Annotated in this window: 19 protein-coding genes; 5 read left to right on the plus strand and 14 right to left on the minus strand. The window is 69.2% G+C overall.

The window, feature by feature from the left end:
* Nucleotides 1–4: 4 nt before the first annotated feature.
* The 8 genes from rseP to rpsB all read right to left on the minus strand — a co-directional run bounded on the left by rseP (nucleotide 5) and on the right by rpsB (nucleotide 7,370).
* The gene (gene rseP / locus ACAM51_RS04085) at nucleotides 5–1,369 is read right to left on the minus strand and encodes an RIP metalloprotease RseP (RefSeq protein ID WP_218341589.1); all 1,365 of its coding nucleotides are present in this window, start codon (nucleotides 1,367–1,369) and stop codon (nucleotides 5–7) included.
* Between the two features lie 26 nt (nucleotides 1,370–1,395).
* Nucleotides 1,396–2,574, minus strand: coding sequence for a 1-deoxy-D-xylulose-5-phosphate reductoisomerase (gene ispC, locus ACAM51_RS04090; RefSeq protein WP_369643761.1), 1,179 nt, complete (start codon nucleotides 2,572–2,574; stop codon nucleotides 1,396–1,398).
* Nucleotides 2,574–3,431, minus strand: coding sequence for a phosphatidate cytidylyltransferase (locus ACAM51_RS04095; RefSeq protein ID WP_218297693.1), 858 nt, complete (start codon nucleotides 3,429–3,431; stop codon nucleotides 2,574–2,576). The genes ispC and ACAM51_RS04095 overlap by 1 nt, the downstream gene beginning before the upstream one ends.
* An 8-nt stretch (nucleotides 3,432–3,439) precedes the next feature.
* Complete coding sequence (uppS, locus tag ACAM51_RS04100; RefSeq protein WP_218297694.1) at nucleotides 3,440–4,171, minus strand: polyprenyl diphosphate synthase; 732 nt, start codon at nucleotides 4,169–4,171, stop codon at nucleotides 3,440–3,442.
* A 23-nt stretch (nucleotides 4,172–4,194) separates the two neighbouring features.
* Nucleotides 4,195–4,755, minus strand: a complete 561-nt coding sequence (gene frr, locus ACAM51_RS04105; protein ID WP_218297695.1) for a ribosome recycling factor — start codon at nucleotides 4,753–4,755, stop codon at nucleotides 4,195–4,197.
* A gap of 58 nt (nucleotides 4,756–4,813) precedes the next feature.
* Nucleotides 4,814–5,536, minus strand: coding sequence for a UMP kinase (gene pyrH / locus ACAM51_RS04110; protein WP_056413356.1), 723 nt, complete (start codon nucleotides 5,534–5,536; stop codon nucleotides 4,814–4,816).
* Nucleotides 5,537–5,586: 50 nt separating this feature from the next.
* Nucleotides 5,587–6,513, minus strand: a complete 927-nt coding sequence (tsf, locus tag ACAM51_RS04115) for a translation elongation factor Ts (protein WP_218297696.1) — start codon at nucleotides 6,511–6,513, stop codon at nucleotides 5,587–5,589.
* A gap of 104 nt (nucleotides 6,514–6,617) precedes the next feature.
* Nucleotides 6,618–7,370 carry a 30S ribosomal protein S2 gene (gene rpsB, locus ACAM51_RS04120; RefSeq protein WP_218297697.1) on the minus strand — a complete coding sequence of 251 codons (753 nt, stop codon included), beginning with the start codon at nucleotides 7,368–7,370 and terminating at the stop codon, nucleotides 6,618–6,620.
* 214 nt (nucleotides 7,371–7,584) lie between these two features.
* On the opposite strand from rpsB, the gene ACAM51_RS04125 reads away from it, so the two are divergent.
* Together ACAM51_RS04125 and ACAM51_RS04130 are read left to right on the plus strand one after the other, a co-directional pair.
* Entirely contained in the window at nucleotides 7,585–8,943 is a 1,359-nt protein-coding gene (locus ACAM51_RS04125) for an amidase (protein WP_369642793.1), read from the plus strand.
* A 49-nt stretch (nucleotides 8,944–8,992) separates the two neighbouring features.
* Complete coding sequence (locus tag ACAM51_RS04130; RefSeq protein WP_218341587.1) at nucleotides 8,993–10,225, plus strand: FAD-dependent oxidoreductase; 1,233 nt, start codon at nucleotides 8,993–8,995, stop codon at nucleotides 10,223–10,225.
* 146 nt (nucleotides 10,226–10,371) lie between these two features.
* Here ACAM51_RS04130 and ACAM51_RS04135 read toward each other — a convergent pair whose 3' ends face one another.
* Nucleotides 10,372–11,895: a CoA-acylating methylmalonate-semialdehyde dehydrogenase gene (locus tag ACAM51_RS04135; protein WP_369642794.1), complete on the minus strand. Its 1,524-nt coding sequence runs from the start codon at nucleotides 11,893–11,895 to the stop codon at nucleotides 10,372–10,374.
* 112 nt (nucleotides 11,896–12,007) lie between these two features.
* Between ACAM51_RS04135 and ACAM51_RS04140 the strand changes: the two genes are divergently transcribed.
* Nucleotides 12,008–12,952, plus strand: coding sequence for a LysR family transcriptional regulator (locus ACAM51_RS04140; RefSeq protein WP_369642795.1), 945 nt, complete (start codon nucleotides 12,008–12,010; stop codon nucleotides 12,950–12,952).
* 162 nt (nucleotides 12,953–13,114) lie between these two features.
* Here the strand turns inward: ACAM51_RS04140 and ACAM51_RS04145 are convergent, their stop codons facing one another.
* The 4 genes from ACAM51_RS04145 to iolC all read right to left on the minus strand — a co-directional run bounded on the left by ACAM51_RS04145 (nucleotide 13,115) and on the right by iolC (nucleotide 18,009).
* Nucleotides 13,115–14,092, minus strand: coding sequence for a tripartite tricarboxylate transporter substrate binding protein (locus ACAM51_RS04145; RefSeq protein ID WP_369642796.1), 978 nt, complete (start codon nucleotides 14,090–14,092; stop codon nucleotides 13,115–13,117).
* A gap of 44 nt (nucleotides 14,093–14,136) precedes the next feature.
* On the minus strand, nucleotides 14,137–15,111 hold the full coding sequence (locus ACAM51_RS04150) for a Bug family tripartite tricarboxylate transporter substrate binding protein (protein WP_369642797.1): 975 nt from the start codon (nucleotides 15,109–15,111) through the stop codon (nucleotides 14,137–14,139).
* Nucleotides 15,112–15,238: 127 nt separating this feature from the next.
* Entirely contained in the window at nucleotides 15,239–16,045 is an 807-nt protein-coding gene (gene iolB / locus ACAM51_RS04155; RefSeq protein WP_218297704.1) for a 5-deoxy-glucuronate isomerase, read from the minus strand.
* Nucleotides 16,042–18,009, minus strand: a complete 1,968-nt coding sequence (gene iolC, locus ACAM51_RS04160; RefSeq protein WP_218341581.1) for a 5-dehydro-2-deoxygluconokinase — start codon at nucleotides 18,007–18,009, stop codon at nucleotides 16,042–16,044. Before iolC ends, iolB begins: the two co-directional genes overlap by 4 nt.
* Before the next feature lie 99 nt (nucleotides 18,010–18,108).
* Here iolC and ACAM51_RS04165 point away from each other — a divergent pair, with 99 nt between their 5' ends.
* Nucleotides 18,109–19,020 carry a MurR/RpiR family transcriptional regulator gene (locus ACAM51_RS04165; protein ID WP_218341580.1) on the plus strand — a complete coding sequence of 304 codons (912 nt, stop codon included), beginning with the start codon at nucleotides 18,109–18,111 and terminating at the stop codon, nucleotides 19,018–19,020.
* A 70-nt stretch (nucleotides 19,021–19,090) separates the two neighbouring features.
* On the plus strand, nucleotides 19,091–20,608 hold the full coding sequence (locus ACAM51_RS04170) for an NAD(P)H-hydrate dehydratase (protein WP_369642798.1): 1,518 nt from the start codon (nucleotides 19,091–19,093) through the stop codon (nucleotides 20,606–20,608).
* 69 nt (nucleotides 20,609–20,677) lie between these two features.
* On the opposite strand, the gene ACAM51_RS04175 is transcribed toward ACAM51_RS04170, so the two are convergent.
* A complete protein-coding gene (locus ACAM51_RS04175) occupies nucleotides 20,678–21,421 on the minus strand; it encodes a helix-turn-helix transcriptional regulator (protein ID WP_369642799.1) in 744 nt (247 codons plus the stop codon).
* Nucleotides 21,422–21,535: the final 114 nt, after the last annotated feature.

Consider the following 21,535-nt stretch of genomic DNA (forward strand, 5'->3'; position numbering starts at 1 on the left):
AGTGTTAGCCAAAGAGCCGGGTGATATCGTTGAACAGGGCAATGGACATCATGAGAAGCAGGACCGCAACGCCTCCACGCTGCAGGCGCTCCATCCATGCATCCGACACCCCCCTGCCCGTGACACCCTCCCAAAGATAATACATCAGGTGCCCTCCGTCCAAGACAGGCAGCGGCAGCAGGTTGAGCACGCCCAGGCTCACGCTGATCAGCGCAAGGAAGACAAGGTACTGCGAGAGTCCCAGGCTGGCGGAGCGCCCTGCGTAGTCGGCGATCGTCAGGGGGCCGCTGAGGTTCTTGAGCGATGCCTCGCCGATCACCATGCGTCCCATCATCCGAAGCGTGAGGATGGAGACATCCCAGGTCTTGACCACGCCGGCCCAGGCCCCCTCGAACACGCCATATTCCACCGTCACGAATTCAGGGGGGGCCCCGACATACGCCCCGATGCGGCCGACGGAGGCGCCCAGTTCCGGCTTGGCCTCGGGCAACACGTCCACGCTCAGCACCTGGCCTGAGCGATCAATGCGCCAGGACTGTGCCAATGGCTCGCTTCCCCGCACCGACTGGCGGATCAACTCGCGCAGCTGCTGGCCGTCCACCACGTCGCTGGCACCGATCCTGAGCACCACGTCCCCCTGGCGCAATCCAGCGCGGGCTGCGGCCCCGTCAGGCATGACCTCGCCCAGCACCGGCCGCGTCCACGGCCCCAGGATGCCGATCTTGCGAAACAGCTGGGCGTCCGCCTCCCGGCTGTCGATCTTCGACATGTCCAGCAGGATTTCCCGGTGCACAGCGCCCGACTGCGGCTGCACGTCGAGGCGCACGTTCACACCCTCCAGCGCACCGCGCGTGAGCAGCCAGCGCAGTTCTTCAAACGAGCGCACGGGCTCCATCTCGTCCGACCCCAGCGCTGCCTGCGCGACCAGCTCGCCGCCCCGCAGGCCGGCACTCTGCGCGACGGACCCGGCCACCGGACTGGCGAGTACCGCCTTGGGCTCGTCCACCCCGTTCCAGTTCACAATGGAATACAGCAGCACCGCCAGCAGCAGGTTTGCCAGCGGCCCCGCGGCCACGATGGCCGCGCGGGAGCGCAGCGGCTGGGTATTGAAAGCCAGATGCCGCTCCTCGGCGGCCACGGGCGCTTCCCGCTCGTCCAGCATGCGCACATAGCCCCCCAGCGGAAAAGCCCCCAGCACGAACTCCGTGGGCGACCCCTTGGGCTGCCAGCGCAGCAATGGTTTGCCAAAGCCCACCGAGAAGCGCAGCACCTTGACCCCGCACGCCACGGCCACCCGGTAGTGGCCATATTCGTGCACGGCGATCAGAAGGCCCAGGGCCACGATGAAGGCAACGATGGTAAGGAGCATGTACGGGTCCGTGGTGCTGTGAGAACTCAGGCCGCCAGGCGGCCCGCGGCGTGCTCGGCAGCATTGCGTGCCTGGGCATCCAGGTCCAGCAGGGCTTCGAGGGAATCCGGCTTGGAGGGAGAAACCGCGTCCAAAGTTGCAAGATTCACGGCATGGATACGGTCGAAACGCAGCCGCCCCGACAGGAAGGCCCCGACCGCGACCTCGTTGGCGGCGTTCAATACGGCGGTCGTGCCTTCGGCCGCCTTGAGCGCCTGCCAGGACAGGTGCAGCCCGGGAAAACGGGCCGCGTCGGCATCTTCAAACGCCAGCGCCGTCAAGGCAGAGAAGTCGAGCCGGCTGGCACCGCTGGCGATGCGCTCCGGCCAGGCCAGGCCGCAGGCGATCGGCACGCGCATGTCGGGGGTGCCGAGCTGGGCGAGGATCGAGGCATCCTTGAACTGCACCATCGAGTGGATGATCTGCTGCGGATGGATCACCACCTTGATCTGGTCGGGGTGCAGGTCGAACAGCCAGCGCGCCTCGATCACTTCCAGCGCCTTGTTCATCATGGTGGCCGAATCCACCGAGATCTTGCGGCCCATCGAGAAATTGGGGTGCGCGCAGGCCTGGTCGGGCGTGATCTGCGAGAGCGTGGACGGATCCCGCTGGCGGAAGGGACCGCCGGACGCGGTCAGCAGGATGCTGTCGACGCGTTCGGCCCAGGTCGCCGGATCTTCGGGCAGGCACTGGAAAATCGCGGAATGCTCGCTGTCGATGGGCAGCAGCGTCGCGCCGCCCTCGCGCACGGTCTGCATGAACAACCCGCCGCCCACCACCAGGGCCTCCTTGTTGGCCAGGAGCAGCCGCTTGCCCGCGCGCGCTGCAGCCAGGCACGGCGCCAGGCCGGCAGCGCCCACGATGGCCGCCATCACGGCATCCACGTCAGGGTGGGATGCTATTATTTCAAGAGCATCTTGCGCTTGAAGGACTTGCGTTGGAAGGGCATTTGCCTGCAGTCTTTCAGCCAGCAGCGCCGCATGGGGGGCACTCGCCATCACGGCGTAGCGGGGGCGGAACTGCGCGCACTGCGCCAGCATCAGGTCCACCTGGGTCGCGGCACTGAGCGCGAACACCTCGAAGCGCTCGGGATGGCGGGCCACCACGTCGAGCGTGCTGGTACCGATGGAGCCCGTGGAACCCAGGACAGTCAGTCGTTGTTTCATCATTGCGTTGTCAGGCTCGTGAGCATCATGGCCAGCGGCAGGGTGGGCAGCAAGGCGTCCACCCGGTCGAGCACGCCACCGTGCCCGGGCAACAGGCCGCTGCTGTCCTTCACGCCCGCGCTGCGCTTGATCAGGGACTCCACCAGGTCACCCGACACGCTCATGGCCACCATGAACAGGGCCGCGATCACGAGCAGCCACCAGCCTTGCTGCGCCATGCGGCTGTAGAAGCTGGGAACGGCCGCCTGCCAGTGGGCATCGGCGGCCACCCAGATGAATGCCATGGCCAGCACGCCGGCAAGGCCGCCCCACACGCCCTCCCAGCTTTTGCCGGGACTGATGGAAGGGGCCAGCTTGCCCTTGGTGAAGCGCAGGCCAAAAGCACGGCCCGCGAAGTACGCGAAGATGTCGGCGACCCACACCAGCAGCAGCACCGACAGCAGGAAGTTGACGCCCACGTTGCGCGCCTGCACGACCGCCAGCCACGCAAGCCAGAGGGCCAGCACCCCGGCCACCAGGCGCACCGCCGCCGGAATGCGAGGCCAGCCGGGCACGCCGGCCCTGAGCAGCCAGGCCGCGGACAGCACCCAAAGGCCCCCCCCCGCCACCCAGAGCCCCGCCAGCGGGCGGTCAATCCAGCCCAGGGCCCACGACCCGGCGCACAGGGCGACGCACGCGCCCCCCACCGCCACGGAGCCCGCCTGTCCGAAACCGCTCAAACGGCCCCATTCCCAGGCGCCAGCCGCCATGAGCACCAGCACCACCAGGGTGAACGGGACGGTGGACGATGAATAAAAAAGCGCCGGCAGCAGAATGGCCAGCAGGACAAGGGCTGTAATGACGCGCTGTTTGAGCATGGGGCCTTTCAGCCCGGCATCGGATGGGGATGCGCGGACAGGATCTGTTCGGAGGTTTTGCCAAAACGGCGCTCGCGGCCGCCAAAGGCAGCAATCGCCTCGTCCAGCGCCGACTCGTCGAAATCCGGCCACAGCCGGTCGCTGAAGAAGAACTCGGAGTATGCGGCCTGCCACAGCAGAAAGTTGCTGATCCGCATTTCCCCCCCGGTGCGGATCACCAGGTCCGGATCGGGCACATGGGCCAGACCCATCGCACCGTGCAGGCTGGCCTCGGTGATGGGCTCGCCGCGCGCTGCCAGCGATGCGGCGGCCTGGGCGATGTCCCAGCGGCCGCCATAGTTGAAACAGACGTTGAGGACGAGGCGGGTGTTTTGCGCCGTGGCGGCTTCTGCCTGCGCCAGGCCATCGCGCACCTTGGGCGACAGGCCGGCACGCTCACCCACGAAATACAGGCGCACGCCATCCTTCTTGAGCTGCGGCACTTCGCGTGCCAGCGCCATCGCCAGGAGTTCCATAAGGCCAGAGACCTCATCCGCCGGGCGGTTCCAGTTTTCGGACGAGAACGCGAAGACGGTCAACACCCCCACGCCACGCTGCACGCAGGCGCGCGCGCAGCGGCGCAGTGAATCAACCCCTTGCTTGTGGCCGGCCAGGCGCGGCAGAAAGCGGCGCGTGGCCCAGCGGCCGTTGCCATCCATGACGATGGCGATGTGGTGCGGCACCACCGGAGATACAGACATGTGAACGTTCAAGCCCTCAAGGCTTAAACCGCCATGATTTCCTGCTCTTTGGCCGCCACCAGCGCATCGATCTCGGCGATGTGCCTGTCGGTGAATTTCTGCACGTCGGTTTCGGCGCGCTTCTGGTCGTCTTCGGACGCCAGCTTGTCCTTGACCAGCTTCTTGACGGACTCGTTGGCATCGCGGCGCAGGTTGCGCACGGCGATCTTGGCGCTTTCGCCTTCATTGCGGGCCAGCTTGGTCATTTCCTTGCGGCGCTCTTCGCTCATGGGCGGCATGGGCACGCGGATGAGATCGCCCATGGACGCGGGGTTCAGGCCCAGATCGCTTTCGCGGATGGCCTTCTCGATCTTGGCGCCCATGCCCTTTTCCCAGGGCTGGACGCTGATGGTGCGCGAATCGATCAGCGCCACATTGGCCACCTGGCTCAGGGGCACGAAGGAGCCGTAGTACTCGACCTGCACGGTGTCGAGCAAGGCGGGGTTGGCACGGCCGGTGCGGATCTTCTGCAGGTTGTTCTTGAACGCCGCGATGGACTGGTCCATCTTGGTCTCTGCATTCTTCTTGATGTCGGCAATCGTCATGTTTTCTCCTCGGGGCCGGCCTGCATCCGGTGCAGGCCGCAAGCCATCATCGTCGTCGTCAAGCGTAAACCAGCGTACCTTCGTCTTCGCCCATCACCACGCGCTTCAAGGCGCCATGCTTGATGATCGAGAACACCCGCACCGGCAGCTTCTGGTCGCGGCACAGCGCGAAGGCGGTCGCATCCATGATGCCCAGGTTGCGGGACATGGCCTCGTCGAAGCTGAGCTTCGTGTAGCGCGTGGCCGTGGGGTCCTTCTGGGGGTCGGCAGTATAAACGCCGTCCACCTTGGTGGCCTTGAGCACCAGCTCGGCGCCAATCTCGGCACCGCGCAGGGCAGCCGCCGTGTCGGTGGTGAAGAACGGATTGCCCGTACCGGCCGCGAACACCACGACCTTGCCCTCTTCGAGGTACTGCAGGGCCTTGGGACGCACGTAGGGCTCGACGACCTGCTCGATGGCGATGGCGGACATCACGCGGGCCACCAGGCCCTGCTTGTCCATGGCGTCCGCCAGGGCCAGCGCGTTCATGACGGTGGCCAGCATGCCCATGTAGTCGGCGGTGGCACGGTCCATGCCGACCGAGCCGCCAGCCACGCCACGGAAAATGTTGCCCCCACCGATCACCACGGCCACCTGGACACCCAGGCGCGTCACTTCGGCGATCTCCTCCACCATGCGGACGATGGTGGCGCGGTTGATGCCGAAGGCGTCATCCCCCATCAGCGCCTCACCAGACAGCTTGAGCAGGATGCGCTTGTGGGCTGGTGCGGCGTGGGACATGGGAAATTTCTCCGGTGATAGATGCGGGGCTTGGGGGGTTGCGGAAACGATCAGGCAGCAGCCTTGGCAGCAGCCACCTGGGCGGCCACTTCGGCGGCGAAGTCGTCGACCTTCTTCTCGATGCCTTCACCCACGACGTAGAGCGTGAAGCCCTTCACGTTGGTGTTGGCGGCCTTGAGCATCTGGGCCACGGTCTGCTTGCCGTCGGCGGCCTTCACGAAGACCTGGTCAGCCAGCGAGACTTCCTTGAGGTACTTCTGCACGGCGCCGTCGATGCGCTTGGCGGTGATTTCCGCGCTTTGCGCGGGCTTGCCGGCGGCCACGAGTTCCTTGTTGGCTTCGTCGGCCTTGCCTTCGGCGACAGAGCGCTCCTTGGCGATCAGGTCGGCAGGCACGTCGGCGCTGGTCAGGGCCACGGGCTTCATGGCGGCCACGTGCATGGCCACGTCCTTGGCGGCAGCGGCATCGCCGTCGAACTCGACGACCACGCCAATGCGCGAGCCATGCAGGTAGGCTGCCAGGCTGGAGCCGCTGAAGCGCTTGAAGCGGCGGAACGACATGTTTTCGCCGATCTTGCCGATCAGGCCCTTGCGCACATCTTCCAGCGTGGGGCCGAAGCTGTCCTGGCTGTAGGGCAGCGCGCCCAGGGCTTCGACGGTGGCGGGGTTGTGCTCGGCCACCAGCTTCGCGGCGGCATTGGCCATGGCGATGAAGCTGTCGTTCTTGGAGACGAAGTCGGTTTCGCTGTTGACTTCGACCAGGGCACCGGTGGTGCCGTCGATGTAGCTCGCCACCACGCCTTCGGCCGTGATGCGCGATGCAGCCTTGCCCGCCTTGGTGCCCAGCTTGACGCGCAGCAGCTCTTCGGCCTTGGCCATGTCGCCGTCGGCTTCCGTCAGGGCCTTCTTGCATTCCATCATGGGCGCGTCGGTCTTGCCACGCAGTTCAGCCACCATGCTTGCGGTAATTGCAGCCATCTTTATTCCTTCAGTGTTCAGTTCAATCGATTAGATTCAGCCTAAAAAAAAGGGGGCTCACCAGGGGCCCCGCTTTCATTCGCGACGGATCGCGCAGCCGGGTATCAGGCGGCGGCTTCTTGCACTTCCACGAACTCATCGGAGCTCTCGGCCGTCACGGCCTTGACCACTTCGTTCACGGCGTTCGCACGGCCTTCGATGATCGCGTCGGCGATGCCACGGGCGTACAGCGTCACGGCCTTGGCCGAGTCGTCGTTGCCAGGGATCACGTAGTCGATGCCTTCAGGCGAGTGGTTCGTATCGACCACGCCGATCAGCGGGATGCCGAGCTTCTTGGCTTCGGCCACGGCGATCTTGTGGAAGCCCACGTCGATGATGAAGATGGCGTCGGGCAGCGCAGCCATGTCCTGGATGCCGCCGATGTCCTTTTCGAGCTTCTCGATCTCGCGGGAGAACGTCAGCTGCTCCTTCTTGCTCAGGCTGTCGAGGCCAGCTTCTTGCTGGGCCTTCATGTCCTTGAGGCGCTTGATCGAGGTCTTGACCGTCTTGAAGTTGGTCAGCATGCCGCCCAGCCAGCGCTGGTCCACGAAGGGCACGCCAGCGCGCAGGGCTTCGGTGGACAGGATCTCACGGGCCTGGCGCTTCGTGCCGACCATCAGGATCGTGCCGCGGTTGGCAGCCAGTTGCTTGGCGAACTTTTGGGCTTCCTGGAACAGTGGCAGCGACTTTTCCAGGTTGATGATGTGGATCTTGTTGCGATGGCCGAAGATGTAGGGGGCCATCTTGGGGTTCCAGAAGCGGGTCTGGTGACCGAAGTGGACACCGGCTTCCAGCATTTCGCGCATGGTAACGGACATAAAAATACTCCAAAGGTTGGGTCTAAAATCCAGCCCCAATACTTGCGCCGCCGTGGTTTCTCACGAAAGACGCAACACCTTGACAGGGCTGGTTTGCGATTGGTTCTGCGTAAGCCGCCACACGCACATTGCGACAATGCCCGATCACACCGGATTGCACTGCCCCTTGCCCGCGTTACTGCTCCCAGCAAAACCCAAAGATTCTAGCACACCCATGCTCCCTGACCTGATCGCCACCCGCGACCGCCTGCGGGACGGCACCACCGCCGTGCCCGCAGAGCTGGAACGTTGCATCGAAGCCGCCCAATCCCCTGCGAACACCCACAGTTTCGTGCGCACGCTGTTCGGGGAAGCACGCACCAATGCGGTGCAAGCCAGCCTGGACCGCCTGCCCCTGGCCGGCCTGGCGGTATCGGTCAAGGACCTGTTCGACATCGCCGGCCAGCCCACGCCCGCCGGCTCCACGGTGCTGGCGGATGCGCCCGCCGCAGCGGCCGACAGCCCCGCGGTGGCGCGCCTGCGTGCCGCGGGTGGCGTTGTCATCGGCCGCACGAACATGGTGGAGTTCGCGTTTTCAGGCGTGGGGGTGAATCCGCACTTCGGCACGCCCGCGGCCTTCGATGCCCGGTCGGGCGCATTGCCCGGCGCGCCACGGGTTCCCGGCGGCTCGTCGTCGGGCGCCGCCGTGTCGGTGGCCACGGGGGCTGCGTTCATCGGACTGGGGTCGGACACGGGAGGGTCGATCCGCATTCCGGCGGCGCTCAACGGCATCGTGGGCTTCAAGAACACCGCGCGGCTGGTCCCCACGACCGGGGCCGTCCCGCTGTCCACCACGCTCGACACGGCCTGCGCCATGACCCGCAGCGTGCGCGATGCCATCGTGGCGCACGAGGTGCTGGCCGCCCGGAGCGTCACGCGCAGCCTGGCACCGCTGTCGCAATACCGCCTGGCCGTCCCCTCGACGGTCTTCCTGGACGGAATGGACGCCACGGTGGCCCGGGCGTTCGAGCGCACCCTGTCCGCGCTGCGCGCGGCGGGCGCCACCATCGACACCATCGACATGCCCCCCATGCAGGAGCAGCCGGTGCATGGCTTCTCCGCGCCCGAAGCCTACGCCTGGCACCGCGAACTGCTGCAGCGCGCGGGCACGCGCTACGACCCCCGTGTGCGTGCGCGCATCGACAAGGGCGCGGCGCTGATGGCATGGGAATACATCGACCTGCTGCAGGCCCGCCAGCACTGGATGGCCCGCATGCACGCGTGCATGGAAGGCTACGACGTCCTGCTGTCCCCCACCGTGCCCATCGTGGCCCCCGCCCTGGCGGATGTGGCCCCGGCCGGCGGCCAGGACGCCGCGCAGGATGCGGCGCGCGACGCCGAGTTCTTCCGCGTCAACACCCTGCTGCTGCGCAATACCAGCGCCGTCAATCTACTGGACGGCTGCGCGCTGTCCCTGCCCTGCCATGTACCGGGGGAACTCCCGGTGGGCCTGATGGTCTGGCACGGGGCCCTGCGGGATGACACCGTGCTCAACACGGGCCTGCAAATCGAAAAAATACTACAAAAACAATAGCTGCAAGCGCTTGATAATCAAGCTCTAGAGGCTAAAAACACCCAAATTCATGAAGATTGCCATCGTGGGCGCCGGCATTGTCGGCGTCACCACTGCCTATGAGCTGGCCAGCGACGGCCACGAGGTCACCGTGTTCGAGCAGCGCAGCGCTGCCGCCGAAGAAGCCAGTTTTGCCACGGCCGGCCTGCTGGGCTCCCACGTGCTCAGCCCCTGGGCCCTGCCCGGCTTCGGCCAGGCGCTGCGGCTCATGGGCGCCCACGCCACGCTGCGGCTGGCGTCCGGCCTGGGCCAGGACCATCTGGCCTGGCTGTGGCGCTGGCGCCGCGCGGCACGCGCCAACAGCGCGCCGGCCCCGGCGCTGGAGCAACTGGCGCGGTACAGCCAGGAGCGCCTGAAGGCCATCGCCAGCCAGCACGAGCTGGATTTCGAATCCAGTGACGGACGCCTGGTGCTGCTGCGCAGCGAGCAGGAGCAGGCCGCGCTGCAGCCGGCCCTGCAGGTGCTGCGCGACTGCGGCGTGGCGGCACGCGAGATCGATGCCGCGACGGCGCGCCACATCGAGCCCGGGCTGTCCCCCGACGCCCCGCTGGCCTGCGCCATCCACCTGCCGGACGCCAGCGCCGGCAACTGCCGCCTGTTCGCGCAACTGCTGCGCCAGGGCACGCAGGGTTCGGGCGTGCAGTTCGCGTTCAACACCCGTGTCGAACGCATCGGCACCAGCCCCCTGGGCATTGCGGTGCCAGGCGAGCCCGAGCTGCGCCGCTTCGATGCCGTGGTGCTGTGCGCGGGCATGGCCTCGGCCGCGCTGCTGCCGCCGCTGGGGCTGCGCCTGCCGATGACCGCCGTGTACGGCTATTCGGTCAGCGCGCCCCTGCGTGAGTCCACGCACGCGCCACGCGCCAGCGTGGTGGACATGGCCCAGCAGATCTCCATCACCCGCCTGGGGCAGCGTGTGCGCATTGCCGGTGGCGCGGAGCTGGCGGGCGCTGACGCGGACCACCATGCGCCCACCCTGCAGCGCCTGTACCGCACGCTCAACGACTGGTTCCCCGGAGGGGCGCAGCTCTCCTCGGGGCTGCAGGTTTGGCGCGGCGCGCGCACCATGCTCCCCGACGCGGCCCCCGTGGTGGGCCCCAGCGGGGTGCCGGGGCTGTGGCTCAACACGGGCCACGGCGCCGGCGGCTGGGCCCTGGCCTGCGGGAGCGCCCGGGCCGTGGCGGACCTGATCGGCCAGCGCAGCCCCGAGATCGGCCTCGAGGAGTTCGGCATCCAGCGTTTCTAGAGCGTGCTGGAGTCCCCCCCCGGAACGGGAGGCCCGGCAAACCCGCCAGGGATGCTGGGCGCGGGGATCGAAAGGGCCCGCGGCAACGCGCCGCGGCCACGAAAAAATGGGGCCAAAGCCCCATTCCAGCGACCGCGCGCCGGGTCCTACTTGGCCGTCGGCATCACGAACTCGGCCCCCTTGGGCGTGCTTTCAGGCCAGCGCTGCATGATGCTCTTTTGCTTGGTGTAGAAGCGCACGCCTTCCTCGCCGTAGGCGTGCATGTCGCCAAACAGGCTGCGCTTCCAGCCGCCAAAGCCATGCCAGGCCATGGGCACGGGAATCGGCACGTTGATGCCGACCATGCCGGCCTGGATGCGGCGGCCGAACTCGCGGGCCACGTTGCCGTCGCGCGTGAAGCAGGCCACGCCGTTGCCGAACTCATGGTCGTTGACCAGCTTCACGGCCTCGCCAAAATCCTTGGCGCGCACCACCGCCAGCACCGGGCCGAAGATCTCCTCCCGGTAGATGCGCATCTGCGGCGTGACATGGTCGAACAGGGTGCCTCCCATCCAGAAGCCGCCTTCGCAGCCCTCGCCGGCCTGCGCCGCGTCAAAGCCGCGGCCATCCACCAGCAATTGCGCGCCCTCCTTCGCGCCCAGGTCGATGTAGCCCGAGATGCGCTCGTGGGCCGCGCGGGTGACGATGGGGCCCATCTCCGCCGCCAGGTTCGTGCCGTCGAGCACCTTGAGCGCCTTCGTGCGCTCGACGAGCTTGGGCACCACCTTGTCGGCGGCATCTCCCACCAGCACGGCCACGCTGATGGCCATGCAGCGCTCACCGGCCGATCCGTAGCCCGCGCCGATGAGGGCGTCCACGGCCTGGTCCATGTCGGCATCGGGCATGACGATCATGTGGTTCTTGGCGCCGCCCAGGGCCTGCACGCGCTTGCCGTGGCGGGCGCCGGTCTCGTAGATGTAGTTGGCGATGGGGGTGGAGCCGACAAAGCTGATCGCCCGGACATCGGGGTGCTCGATGAGCGCATCCACCGCCTCCTTGTCGCCCTGCACCACGTTGAAGACGCCGTCGGGCAGGCCTGCCTGCCGGAACAGGTCGGCCATGAGCAGCGAGGCCGTGGGATCGGTGGGGCTGGGCTTGAGCACGAAGGTGTTGCCGGTCGCGATGGCCACCGGAAACATCCACATGGGCACCATGACCGGAAAGTTGAAAGGCGTGATCCCCGCCACCACGCCCAGGGGCTGGCGCAACGTCCAGTTGTCGATGCCGGTGCTCACCTGGTCGGTGAAATCGCCCTTGAGCAGTTGCGGAACGCCGCAGGCGAACTCGATGATGTCGATGCCGCGCGCCACCTCGCCCTGCGCATCGGTGAACACCTTGCCATGCTCGGCCGTGATGGCGCGGGCCAGCGCATCCTTGTGCTGGTTGACCAGCTCCAGGAACTTGAACAGCACGCGGGCGCGGCGGATGGGCGGCGTGTCCGCCCAGGCGGGAAAGGCGGCCTGCGCGGCGGCCACGGCCGCATCCACATCGGCGCGGTGGGCCAGCGCCACGCGGCCCGTCACGGCGCCCGTGGCGGGATTGGTCACGTCCTGGCTGCGTGTGCTGGTGCCCATGGTGCGCTGGCCGTGGATGTAGTGGCCAATGGGGGCCGGCTGGGTGGCGGTGGTCATGCAAACCTCTTTCAAAGAACGGTGGAAAGTGGCCTGCAGTCTAGGAGCGACAACCCGCCGCGCCAAGACCGTGGCGGTGAATTGATTGTTCACATTGATGAACAATAGCGCCATGAAATCGACAATCCATCCCAAACCCGAAGCCCTGTGGTCGCACCTGCACTGGCTTGTCGTGCTGGGCGAACAGGGCAGCTACACCGGCGCCGCCGCGCGCCTGGGCGTGAGCAAGGCGGCCATGAGCCAGCACATCGCGGAGCTGGAACGCGCGGCAGGCGTGCCGCTGGTGCGGCGCACCACGCGCAGCGTGGGCCTGACCGAGGCGGGGCGGCAGCTGGTGGACGACACGCGGGGCGCGTTCGACAGCATCGCCGAGAGCTTTGCGAGCGTGCGCGACCGCGCCGGCGTGCCCCAGGGCCGCCTGCGCGTGACCGCCCCCGTCGCGCTGGCACGCCAGCAACTGGTGCCCCGGCTGCCTGCGTTCGTGCGCGCCTATCCCGAAGTGCGGCTGGAGCTGGACCTGTCGGACAACCTGCGCTCGCTGACGCTCGAAGGGCTGGACCTGGCCATCCGCCACACCGCCGTGGCCCCCGACACCCATGTGGCCTGGCTGCTGTGCACCACGCGGTCCGTGCTGGTGGCCAGCCGCGCCTACCTGCGCCGCGCCGGTCTGCCCCGCACGCCCGGCGACCTGCGCGGGCACGACTGCCTGCACTACCCCCGCACCCAGGAAGCTCCGGCCTGGACCTTCGAGCCCGTGGTGCCGGGCACCGCCCCCCGACTGACCGTGCCCGTGGCCGGGCCGCTGGCCGCCAGCAACAGCGAGGCCCTGCGCGACGCGGCCCTGGCGGGCCTGGGCATCGCGCTGGTCCCCGACTTCAGCGCGCAGGCCGCGCTGCAGTCGGGCAAGCTCGTCCAGGTGCTGCCCGACTGGCGCTCCGTGGGCACCTTCAGCGAGTCTATCCACGCGATACGTCCCTACTCGGCCCATGTGCCGCGTTCGGTGTCGGTGTTCGTGGAATGGCTGCGCGAGGCCTTTGCCCCCGGCTTCGGGGCATGAGGCCGTGCGCGTGCCGCGGCCCCCGGGACGGGCGAAGCCGTGCGGCCATGCCCCCCGCGAGGCGGACACCGTGGACCCGGCGGACGCACACCCAAAAAAAGAAAACCGCCCGCAGCGGCCCCGTGGGGCGCCGCAGGGCGGGCCTGCAGGTTCGGCGGCTTCTCAGGCCTTGATGCCCAGCCTGTCCACCAGTTGCTTGAACGTGGCGTTGTCCCGTGCGATCAGGGCGTTGAAGTCCGCCTGGTCCAGGTAGCCCTCCCCCATGTTCTGGCGGGCCATGGTGTCGCGCAGCGCGGGCTCCTGCAGGGTCTTGGCGATGGCGGCGCGCAATACCGCCACCACTTCGGGCGGAGTGCCCTTGGGCGCGGCCAGACCGCGCCAGCCCCCGATCACGAGGTCGATCTTGCGTTCCTTGAGCGTGGGCACCGCCTCCCACCCGGCGGCGATGCGCTGCTCGGACATCACGGCCAGCGGGCGGATCTTGCCCGCCGCCACATAGGTGGCCACCTCCACCGGCGTGACGGCCACCACCTCGATGTGCCCGCCCAGCAGGTCCAGCACGGCGGGGTTGGCACCGCGGTACGGCGCATGGTTGAACGACACGCCCACCTTGTCCTCCAGCGCCGCGGCCGCCAGATGCCCCAGCGAGCCCGGCCCCGCATTGCCCACGCGCACGCCGCCCGGGTTCTTGCGGGCGGCCGCCAGCAGGTCCTCGATGGTGCGCAGGGGGGAATCCGCGCGCACGGCCAGCGTGGCCGGGTCGGCGTTCAGCCGCGCGATGGGGGTCAGGCTGTCGGCCGTGATCCTGGTGATGCCCATGTGGGGAATCATCGTGATCTCCACCGTGATGATGGCCAGCTTGTAGCCATCGGGCCGGGCATTGGCCAGCTCGGTCCAGCCCACGGCGCCGCTGGCGCCCGCCTTGTTGAGAACGATCAGGTCCTGCGGCAGGTGCTTGCGCGCCGCCTCGGCCAGCGCCCGGGCCAGCACATCGGTGCCGCCGCCCGCGGCGAAGGGCACGATGAGTTCAATGGGCTTGCCGGGATAGGCCGCGGTCTGGGCGACGGCGGGCAGCATGGTACCTGCGGCCAGGCTGGCCAGGGCAGCGCAGGCATGGCGGCGGTTCAGGGAAACGGTCATGGCGTGGTGTCTCGTGTCGGGTATCTGGGGTCGTATCGGCCCGGTCAATCAAGGCGGATGTTGGCGGCGCGGATCACGCCCGCCCACAGCTTCTGTTCGCTGCGCACGAAGTCGGTGAACTGCTGGGGCGTCATGGACAGCGGCTGGATGCCGATCTCTTCGAGCTTGGCGCGCGTCTCGGGATGGCGCAGGGCGGCCGCCAGGTCCTTGTTCAGGCGCTCCACCACCGCCGCAGGCATCCGGGCCGGGCCCACGAAGCCCTGCCACGCATAGGCCTCGAAGCCGGGTACGCCGGCTTCGGCCATGGTGGGCACATCGGGCAGGATGGACAGCCGCTGCGGCGTGGCCACGGCCAGCACGCGCACCTTGCCCGCCTTGATCATCGACAGGCTGGGCGGAAGGTCGACGAACATCGACTGCACCTGGCCCGCCATGAGGTCCTGCAGCGCCGGGGCCGAGCCCTTGTAGGGGACATGCAGGATGTCCGTGCCGGTGCGCTGCTTGAACAGTTCCAGTGCCACGTGCAGCGGAGAGCCCGGGCCCGACGAGGCCGACGAGACGGTCCCCGGGCCCTTGCGCACCTGGGCCAGGAACTCCTGCATGTTCCGGGCCGGGAAGTCGGGGTGCACGGCCAGCACCAGGGGCATGCGGCCCAGGCCGCCGATGAAGCTGAAGTCCTTCTCGGCGTTGTAGCTCAGCGCGGAATACATGGCCGGGTTGAAGGCCAGCGTGCCCGAATCGGCCGTGCCCACGGTGTAGCCGTCGGCCGCGGAGCGCGCGATGAAGGTGGCGCCGATGATGCTGGCCGCGCCCGGCTTGTTGTCCACCACCACGGGCTGGCCCAGGTCCTGCCCCATGCGCACGGCCAGGCTGCGCGCGATCACGTCGGTGGTGCCGCCGGGCGCATAGGGAACCACCCATTTGACGGGCTGGGACGGGTAGGCGGCGGTCTGCGCCTGGGCGCCGAGCGTGCAGGCGAGCAGTGCACCGGCAAGGATGCGAAGGGTGTTGCGTTTCATGGTGTGTTTGTCTCCAGAGGTTGGCGGTTCAGGGGCAAGGTTTTCTGCGAACCTTTTCGGAAATTTTTGGTGTTTTTGCGCTCTTGCGCTTGATGCGATTGCGCCAGCAGCTATCAAATAAATAGCATCAGCGCGGCGCGACCATCCAGGCATGCGCGGGATCGTTCCTGAACGCCCAGCGGCGCTCGGGCCCCGCCATGGTGTTGAGGTAGTACAGGTCGTAGCCATGCGGGGCCACGCAGGGGTGGTAGCCGCGCGGCACCATCACCGTGTCGCGGTGTTCCACGGCCATGGATTCGTCCAGCGAGCGGTCGTCGGTGTACACGCGCTGAAAGGCGAATCCCTGCGCGGGATGGAGCTGGTGGTAGTAGGTTTCCTCGAGCACGGTTTCGGCGTGTGGCTGGCCCGCGTCGGCGCTGTCGTGCTTGTGCGGCGGATAGCTCGATGAATGCCCGGCCGGGGTGATCACCTCCACGACCAGCAGGCCTTCGGCGGGCTGCGACTCGGGCAGGATGTCGCAGACGTGGCGCGTGTTGCTGCCCTGCCCGCGCACGCTGCGCTGCATCTGCGCGGGTTCGATCACCCGCTCGGGATACAGGCCGCGCGCCGGCGCGCTGCTCAACGCCACCTCGGCGGCGCCCCGCGCCACGATGCGCACCGCCCGGTCTGGCGGCACATACACGGCCGTGGGCGAGGCCTCCTCGAACACCGAGGCACGGCTGCCCAGGGCCCGGTAGGCCTGTGCGCCCACGTGCACGTCCACCTGCCCGCTGAGCACCGTGATGCACAGCTCGCGCGCGCCGGTGGCCAGCGACTCCTCGTCCCCCGCGCCCAGGCGCAGGGCCTTGAACCCCACGTGGGTCCATCCGGCCGTGGCCGGCGTCACATCCACCACCACCCGGCCCGACGGGTTGGCCTTGACAAGCAGTGTCATGCGGGCACTCCCGCGGCGTCGGGGGCGGTGGCGGCCTGCGCCGGGCGGCTGTCGCGCCAGCCCGCGATGAGGCGGCGGAAATTGGCGGCCACCTGGGCCTGCAGCCCGGCGTCGTCGATCTCGCCCTTGAGCCAGGCCAGGCTGGGCCCGGCCCAGACGGTGCGCCCGATCATGAAGCCCTTGACGATGGGCGCGCGCGCCTCGGCAAAGCCTGCGATGAGCTGCTCCACCGGCTGCGACAGCCCCAGGATCACCGCGCCACGGCAGTACGGGTCGCGCTCGCGCACCAGGGCGTCCAGCGCCTCCCAGTGGCGCGCGGCCATGGCGCCGACCTTCCACCACTCGGGCTTGAGGCCGATCCCGTAGAAGTGGCGGATGGCGCGCAGCACGGCCTCGCCGGTATCGCCCGGGGCCAGCATGTCCTTGGGCGGAATCACCTCCAGCAGCAGTTCATGCCCGCTGGCGCGCGTGGCCTCCCACACCTGCTGCAGCCACTCGTCCTGCTCGGCGCGCAGCGCGGCCGCGTCGTCCGGGTGGTAGAACACCAGGCATTTCACGACCTGCTCGCGCGGCCAGTGCACCAGCTGCGAGGCCAGCGAATGCGTGCCGTCGAAACGCAGCGGGCGCGAGCCGGGCCGCTCGATCGGGCGCCCCAGCCACCAGCCCCGGCCCGTGGCGCCGTGCAGCGCGGCCTCGCCGATGCGTCCGTCGATCAGCACGCCCATGCGCCCCCCGCACCCGGGGTCCCGCTCGACCTCGGCCACCACGGCGTTGAGCAGCTGCTTGAGCACGGGCAGGCGTGCGCCCTGCGCACCGGCCTGCCGCGCCAGGTCTTCAAACTGGGCGCGGTGGTCGTAGGCCAGCACGAACAGCTCGGTCCACTGCGGCCGCGCCGCCGTCACCCGGTGCAGATGGGCAAGTTGCGGGTCCTGGTCGGGCCGGGGGTGGCGGTGCCCCGAGAACCAGTGGGCCAGCTCGGCCGGTGTGGGCATGGCGGGCGCGCAGCCGTGGCGCGACACCACGATGGCCCCGCAGGCATTGGCGATCGCCGCCGACTCGACCAGGGTCTTGCCCCGCAGCAGGCCCGACAGCAGGCCCGACGCGAAGGCATCGCCCGCGCCCAGCACGTTGAGCACCTCGATGCGCTCGCCCAGCACCGTGGGCGCATCGTCCAGGGCGGCTGGCACCGCCCCCTCGATGATGCTGCAGCCCAGCGGGCCCCGCTTGACCACCAGCACGGCCTGTGTGTGCCCGCGCACTGCGCGCAGGCTGGCCATCAGGTCCCCGGGCACGCCGCCGGCGATCAGCCACTCCTCTTCGGTGCCGATGATGAGCTCGAACGATCCGAGCTGCGCCTGCAGGTGGCGGCTCACCGCGTCGCTGCCCACGTAGCGCGTTTCGCCATCGCCCTTGGCGGCCAGCCCCCACAGCACGGGGCGGTAGTCGATGTCCAGCACCCGCACCAGACCATGGCGCTGCGCGATGTCCAGCGCGCGGCGGCTCGCGGCCAGCACGGTGGGCGTGCTCAGGTGCGTTCCGGTGATCACCAGGCTGCGGCAGCGCGCCAGGAACTCCTCGCTGATCGCGTCGGCGTCCAGCGCCATGTCGGCGCAGTTCTCGCGGGCGAAAAGCAGGGGGAAGGTGTCCTGGTCCTTGATGCCCAGCAGCACCATGCCCGTCAGGCGCTGGTCGTCCACCTGCACCTGGCTCACGTCGCAGCCCTCGCGCCGCAGGGTGTCGAGCAGGAAGCGGCCGTTCTGCTCATTGCCCACGCGCGACACCATGGCCGAGCGCAGCCCCAGCCGGGCAGTGCCAAAGGCGATGTTGGCCGACGAGCCTCCCAGGTATTTGGCGAAACTGGTCGCGGCCTCCAGGCTGCAGCCGATCTGCTGGGCATAGAGGTCCACGGCCAGCCGGCCCAGGCAGGCCACGTCAAAGGGCCGGTTGGAAGGAAAAGAGAGCATGCATGGGTCTCCGCAAGGGCGCGGCGGCGGGAAAGCGCGCGCCGGATAATGGTTCGTTGCGCCTATGATAGCCCAAAATAGAAAATATTTTCTAATTTAATGAAAAATAGAAATACCCTGGCCAATCCCATTGCCACGCCCCCCGGCAACGCGTCCGCCCCCTACCCCGACGCGGACGCGTTCCTGGCGGCCGTGCATGCGGGCTTCGAGCCCTTGAGCCGCCAGCTCAAGACCATCGCGCGCTATGTCGAGAAGCAACGCGACCAGCTGGCGCTCGATGGCGTGCAGGCCACGGCCGCGCAATGCGGCGTGCAGCCGTCGGCACTGGTGCGGTTTGCCAAGCATTTCGGGTTTTCGGGCTACACGGAAATGCAGGCCCTGTTCCGCGCCGGAGCCGTGCGGCAACTGGCCCCCAACCGCAACTACCAGGAGCGCATCCGCGAACTGATCGTGCCCGGCGGCAGCGCGCGGTCGGCCGCCCAGCTCGCGCACGAGGTGATCGACGGCAACATCGACAGCCTGCAGGCGCTGCAGCGCAACCTGCCGGACGCACAGTTCGATGCGGCGGTGGAGCTGATGCTGCAGGCCCCCGCGCTCTGGCTGGCCGCATCGCGCCGCGCGTTTCCGGTGGGCGCCTACCTGGCCTACGCGCTGCAGCACACGGCCAAGCCGGTGCACTGGCTGCACGGGCTGGGTTTCATGCACCAGGGCGAGCTGCGCGCGCTGGCGCCCGGCGATGTGCTGGTCGCCGTCTCGTTCGAGCCCTACGCGCAGGAGACCCTGGAGCTCGCGCAGGCGGCGGTGGCGCGCGGCGCGCGCCTGCTTGCCATCACCGACAGCCAGCTGAGCCCGCTCGCGGCCCTGGCCAGCGCCACCCTGATCGCGCAGGACGGTGCCACCTTTGGTTTCCGCTCGCTCACCAGCACGCTGAGCCTCGCGCAATCGCTGTTCCTGGGCCTGGCCTACCGGATGGAGCTGGCCTACGACCACCGCTCCACGGCGAAGCCCTGAGCCCGCCGCCCCCGGCACCCACCCCGACCACCACCCGCCACCACCCGCCACCACCTGCCAGCCCCCGCCCATGCACCCCATCACGCCCCAGCAGCCGCACCCTCTGTTCAACACGGCAGCCACGCGGCGCATGGAGCAGCAGACCGCCGCCGCCCTGCCCCCGCACACGCTGATGCAGCGGGCGGGCCTGGCCGTGGCCCGCCTGGCCCGGGCGCTCGCGCCCCATGCCCGCACCGTGTGGATAGCCTGTGGCCCCGGCAACAACGGCGGCGACGGCCTGGAGGCCGCCCTGCACCTGCAGCGCGACGGACGGCGCGTGGTGGTCACCTGGCTGGGCAACCCGGACCGCGCGCCCGCCGATGCCCGCCGTTCGTGGGAACGCGCGCGGGACGCGGGCGTGCTGTGGGCCGACAGCGCCCCCGAAGACCTCACGGCCTCCGACCTGTGCATCGACGCGCTGCTGGGCATCGGCGTGGGAGCCAACCCCGCCAGCCCCCCGGCCCGCGCACCGGACGAGCGGCTGCGCCGCTGCCTGGAGGCCCTGCAGCGCAGCCCCGCGCCCGTGCTGGCGGTGGACCTGCCCAGCGGTCTGGACGCCGATACGGGACAGTTCGCGGCGGGCTTCGCGCCCGACGCAGCCCACCCGCCGCGCGCCGCGCGGCACACGCTGAGCGTGCTCACTCTCAAGCCCGGCCTCTTCACTGGCGCGGGGCGTGACGCCACGGGCAGGGTGTGGTTTGACGCGCTGGGCACAGAGGCCGGGCACGAGCCCCCCAGCGCCTGGCTTTGTGGCCCCGCGCTGGCGGCACCACGCGCCCATGCCAGCCACAAGGGCAGCTATGGCGACGTGGCCGTGGTGGGGGGAGAGGGGCTGGCGGGGCGTGGCATGGGCATGGCGGGCGCCGCCCTGCTGGCCGCGTCCGCGGCCTTGCATGGCGGCGCGGGGCGTGTGCTGGTGGCCCTGCTCGACGGCGGCCATCTGGAGCTGGACCTGCAGCAACCCGAGCTGATGTTCCGCCGCTTCGACGCCCTGGCGCTGGAACAGCTCACCGTGGTCTGCGGCTGCGGCGGCGGCCAGGCCGTCGCCCATGTGCTGCCGGGCGTCATCACGCGCTCGGCGCGGCTGGTGCTGGACGCCGATGCCCTCAACACCATCGCCAGCCAGGCCGCCCTGCACGCGCTGGTGGTGGCGCGCGGCCAGCACGGCTTGCCCACGGTGCTGACGCCCCACCCGCTGGAGGCCGCCCGGCTGCTGGGCCTGTCCACCGCCGAGGTGCAGGCGGACCGCCTGGACGCGGCCCAGCAACTGGCCTCGCAGTTCAACTGCGTGGCCGTGCTCAAGGGCTCGGGCACGGTGGTGGCGGCCCCCGGCCGCGTGCCCGCGATCAACCCCACGGGCAATGCACGGCTGGCCACCGCAGGCACGGGGGATGTGCTCGCCGGCATGGTCGCGGCGCACATGGCCGCCGGGGCCAGTGCCCTGCGCGCCGCCTGCGAGGCGGTGTATGGCCACGGGCTGGCGGCAGATGCCTGGCCGGCCGGGCTGGCGCTCACCGCCAGCGGGCTCGCGCGGCGCGCGGGCGGCTGACGGCACGGCCAGCGCGTTGTCCGCGCCACGGCCGAGGCCGCACGCCGCCCACCGCCGCCAAGGAGGCCTTCACCGGCCCACCAGCGTGACCTCCTTCAGGGGCTTGAGCACGCTGGAGGGGGTCATGCCAAAGGTCTGCCGGAACATGCGGCTGAAATGCGCCGAATCGGAGAACGCGCCCTGCAGCGCAGCATCCGTCAGCCGGGGGCTGACCGCGAGGTTCGCCATGGCCAGCCGCACCTGCGACCACACCTGGTAGCGGCGCAGGCTGACGCCCATCTCCGCCCGGAACAGGTGGTTGAAGCGCGAGGCCGACAGCTGCACGGACGACGCCAGCCCCTCGCGCGCCCACCGCCCGTCCCGGGGGCTTCGCAGGGCCAGCAGGCTGCGCGCCACGCGCGGATCCAGGGGCGCCGCCGCATGCCCGCCCCCGCACCGCAGCAGGGCCTGCAGATCGAAGTGGCGCAGGTAAGCGTCCATGGCGCTGCGCGAGCCCACGGCCCTGGCCGCGTCGAGGACCACGCCATCGTGCTGCTGGAACGGGCCCCGCAGACCCCGCGCCTCGGGAGAGTCGGGCTCCAGGTACATCAGCGCCACGTGCTCTCCGCAGGGGTCGAACACATGTTCCACCCCGGCGGCCACCAGCGCGCTATGGCACGTCTCCACCCGCCCCGGCTGCCAGTGCAAGGCAAAGCGCCCCGACAGGCCGATGAGCAGCACCGGCGACGCATGGCAGTGCCAGCCCGTGGAGGGAAGGTCGCCCAGATACAGCGCACGGTCGGCGCCCAAGGTCAGTGTGTTCCGTGCTGGCATGCGCATAGCCCAAACATACAAGTTTTCTCGCACGGTTCCCGATAGCCTTCGCCATCCCCGTCCATGCCCCCCATTCCAATGCCCCCGCGCGGGCAGGACAGGCGTGCGCCGGCC

Source organism: Acidovorax sp. A79 (assembly GCF_041154505.1).
GTDB lineage: Bacteria > Pseudomonadota > Gammaproteobacteria > Burkholderiales > Burkholderiaceae_C > Acidovorax.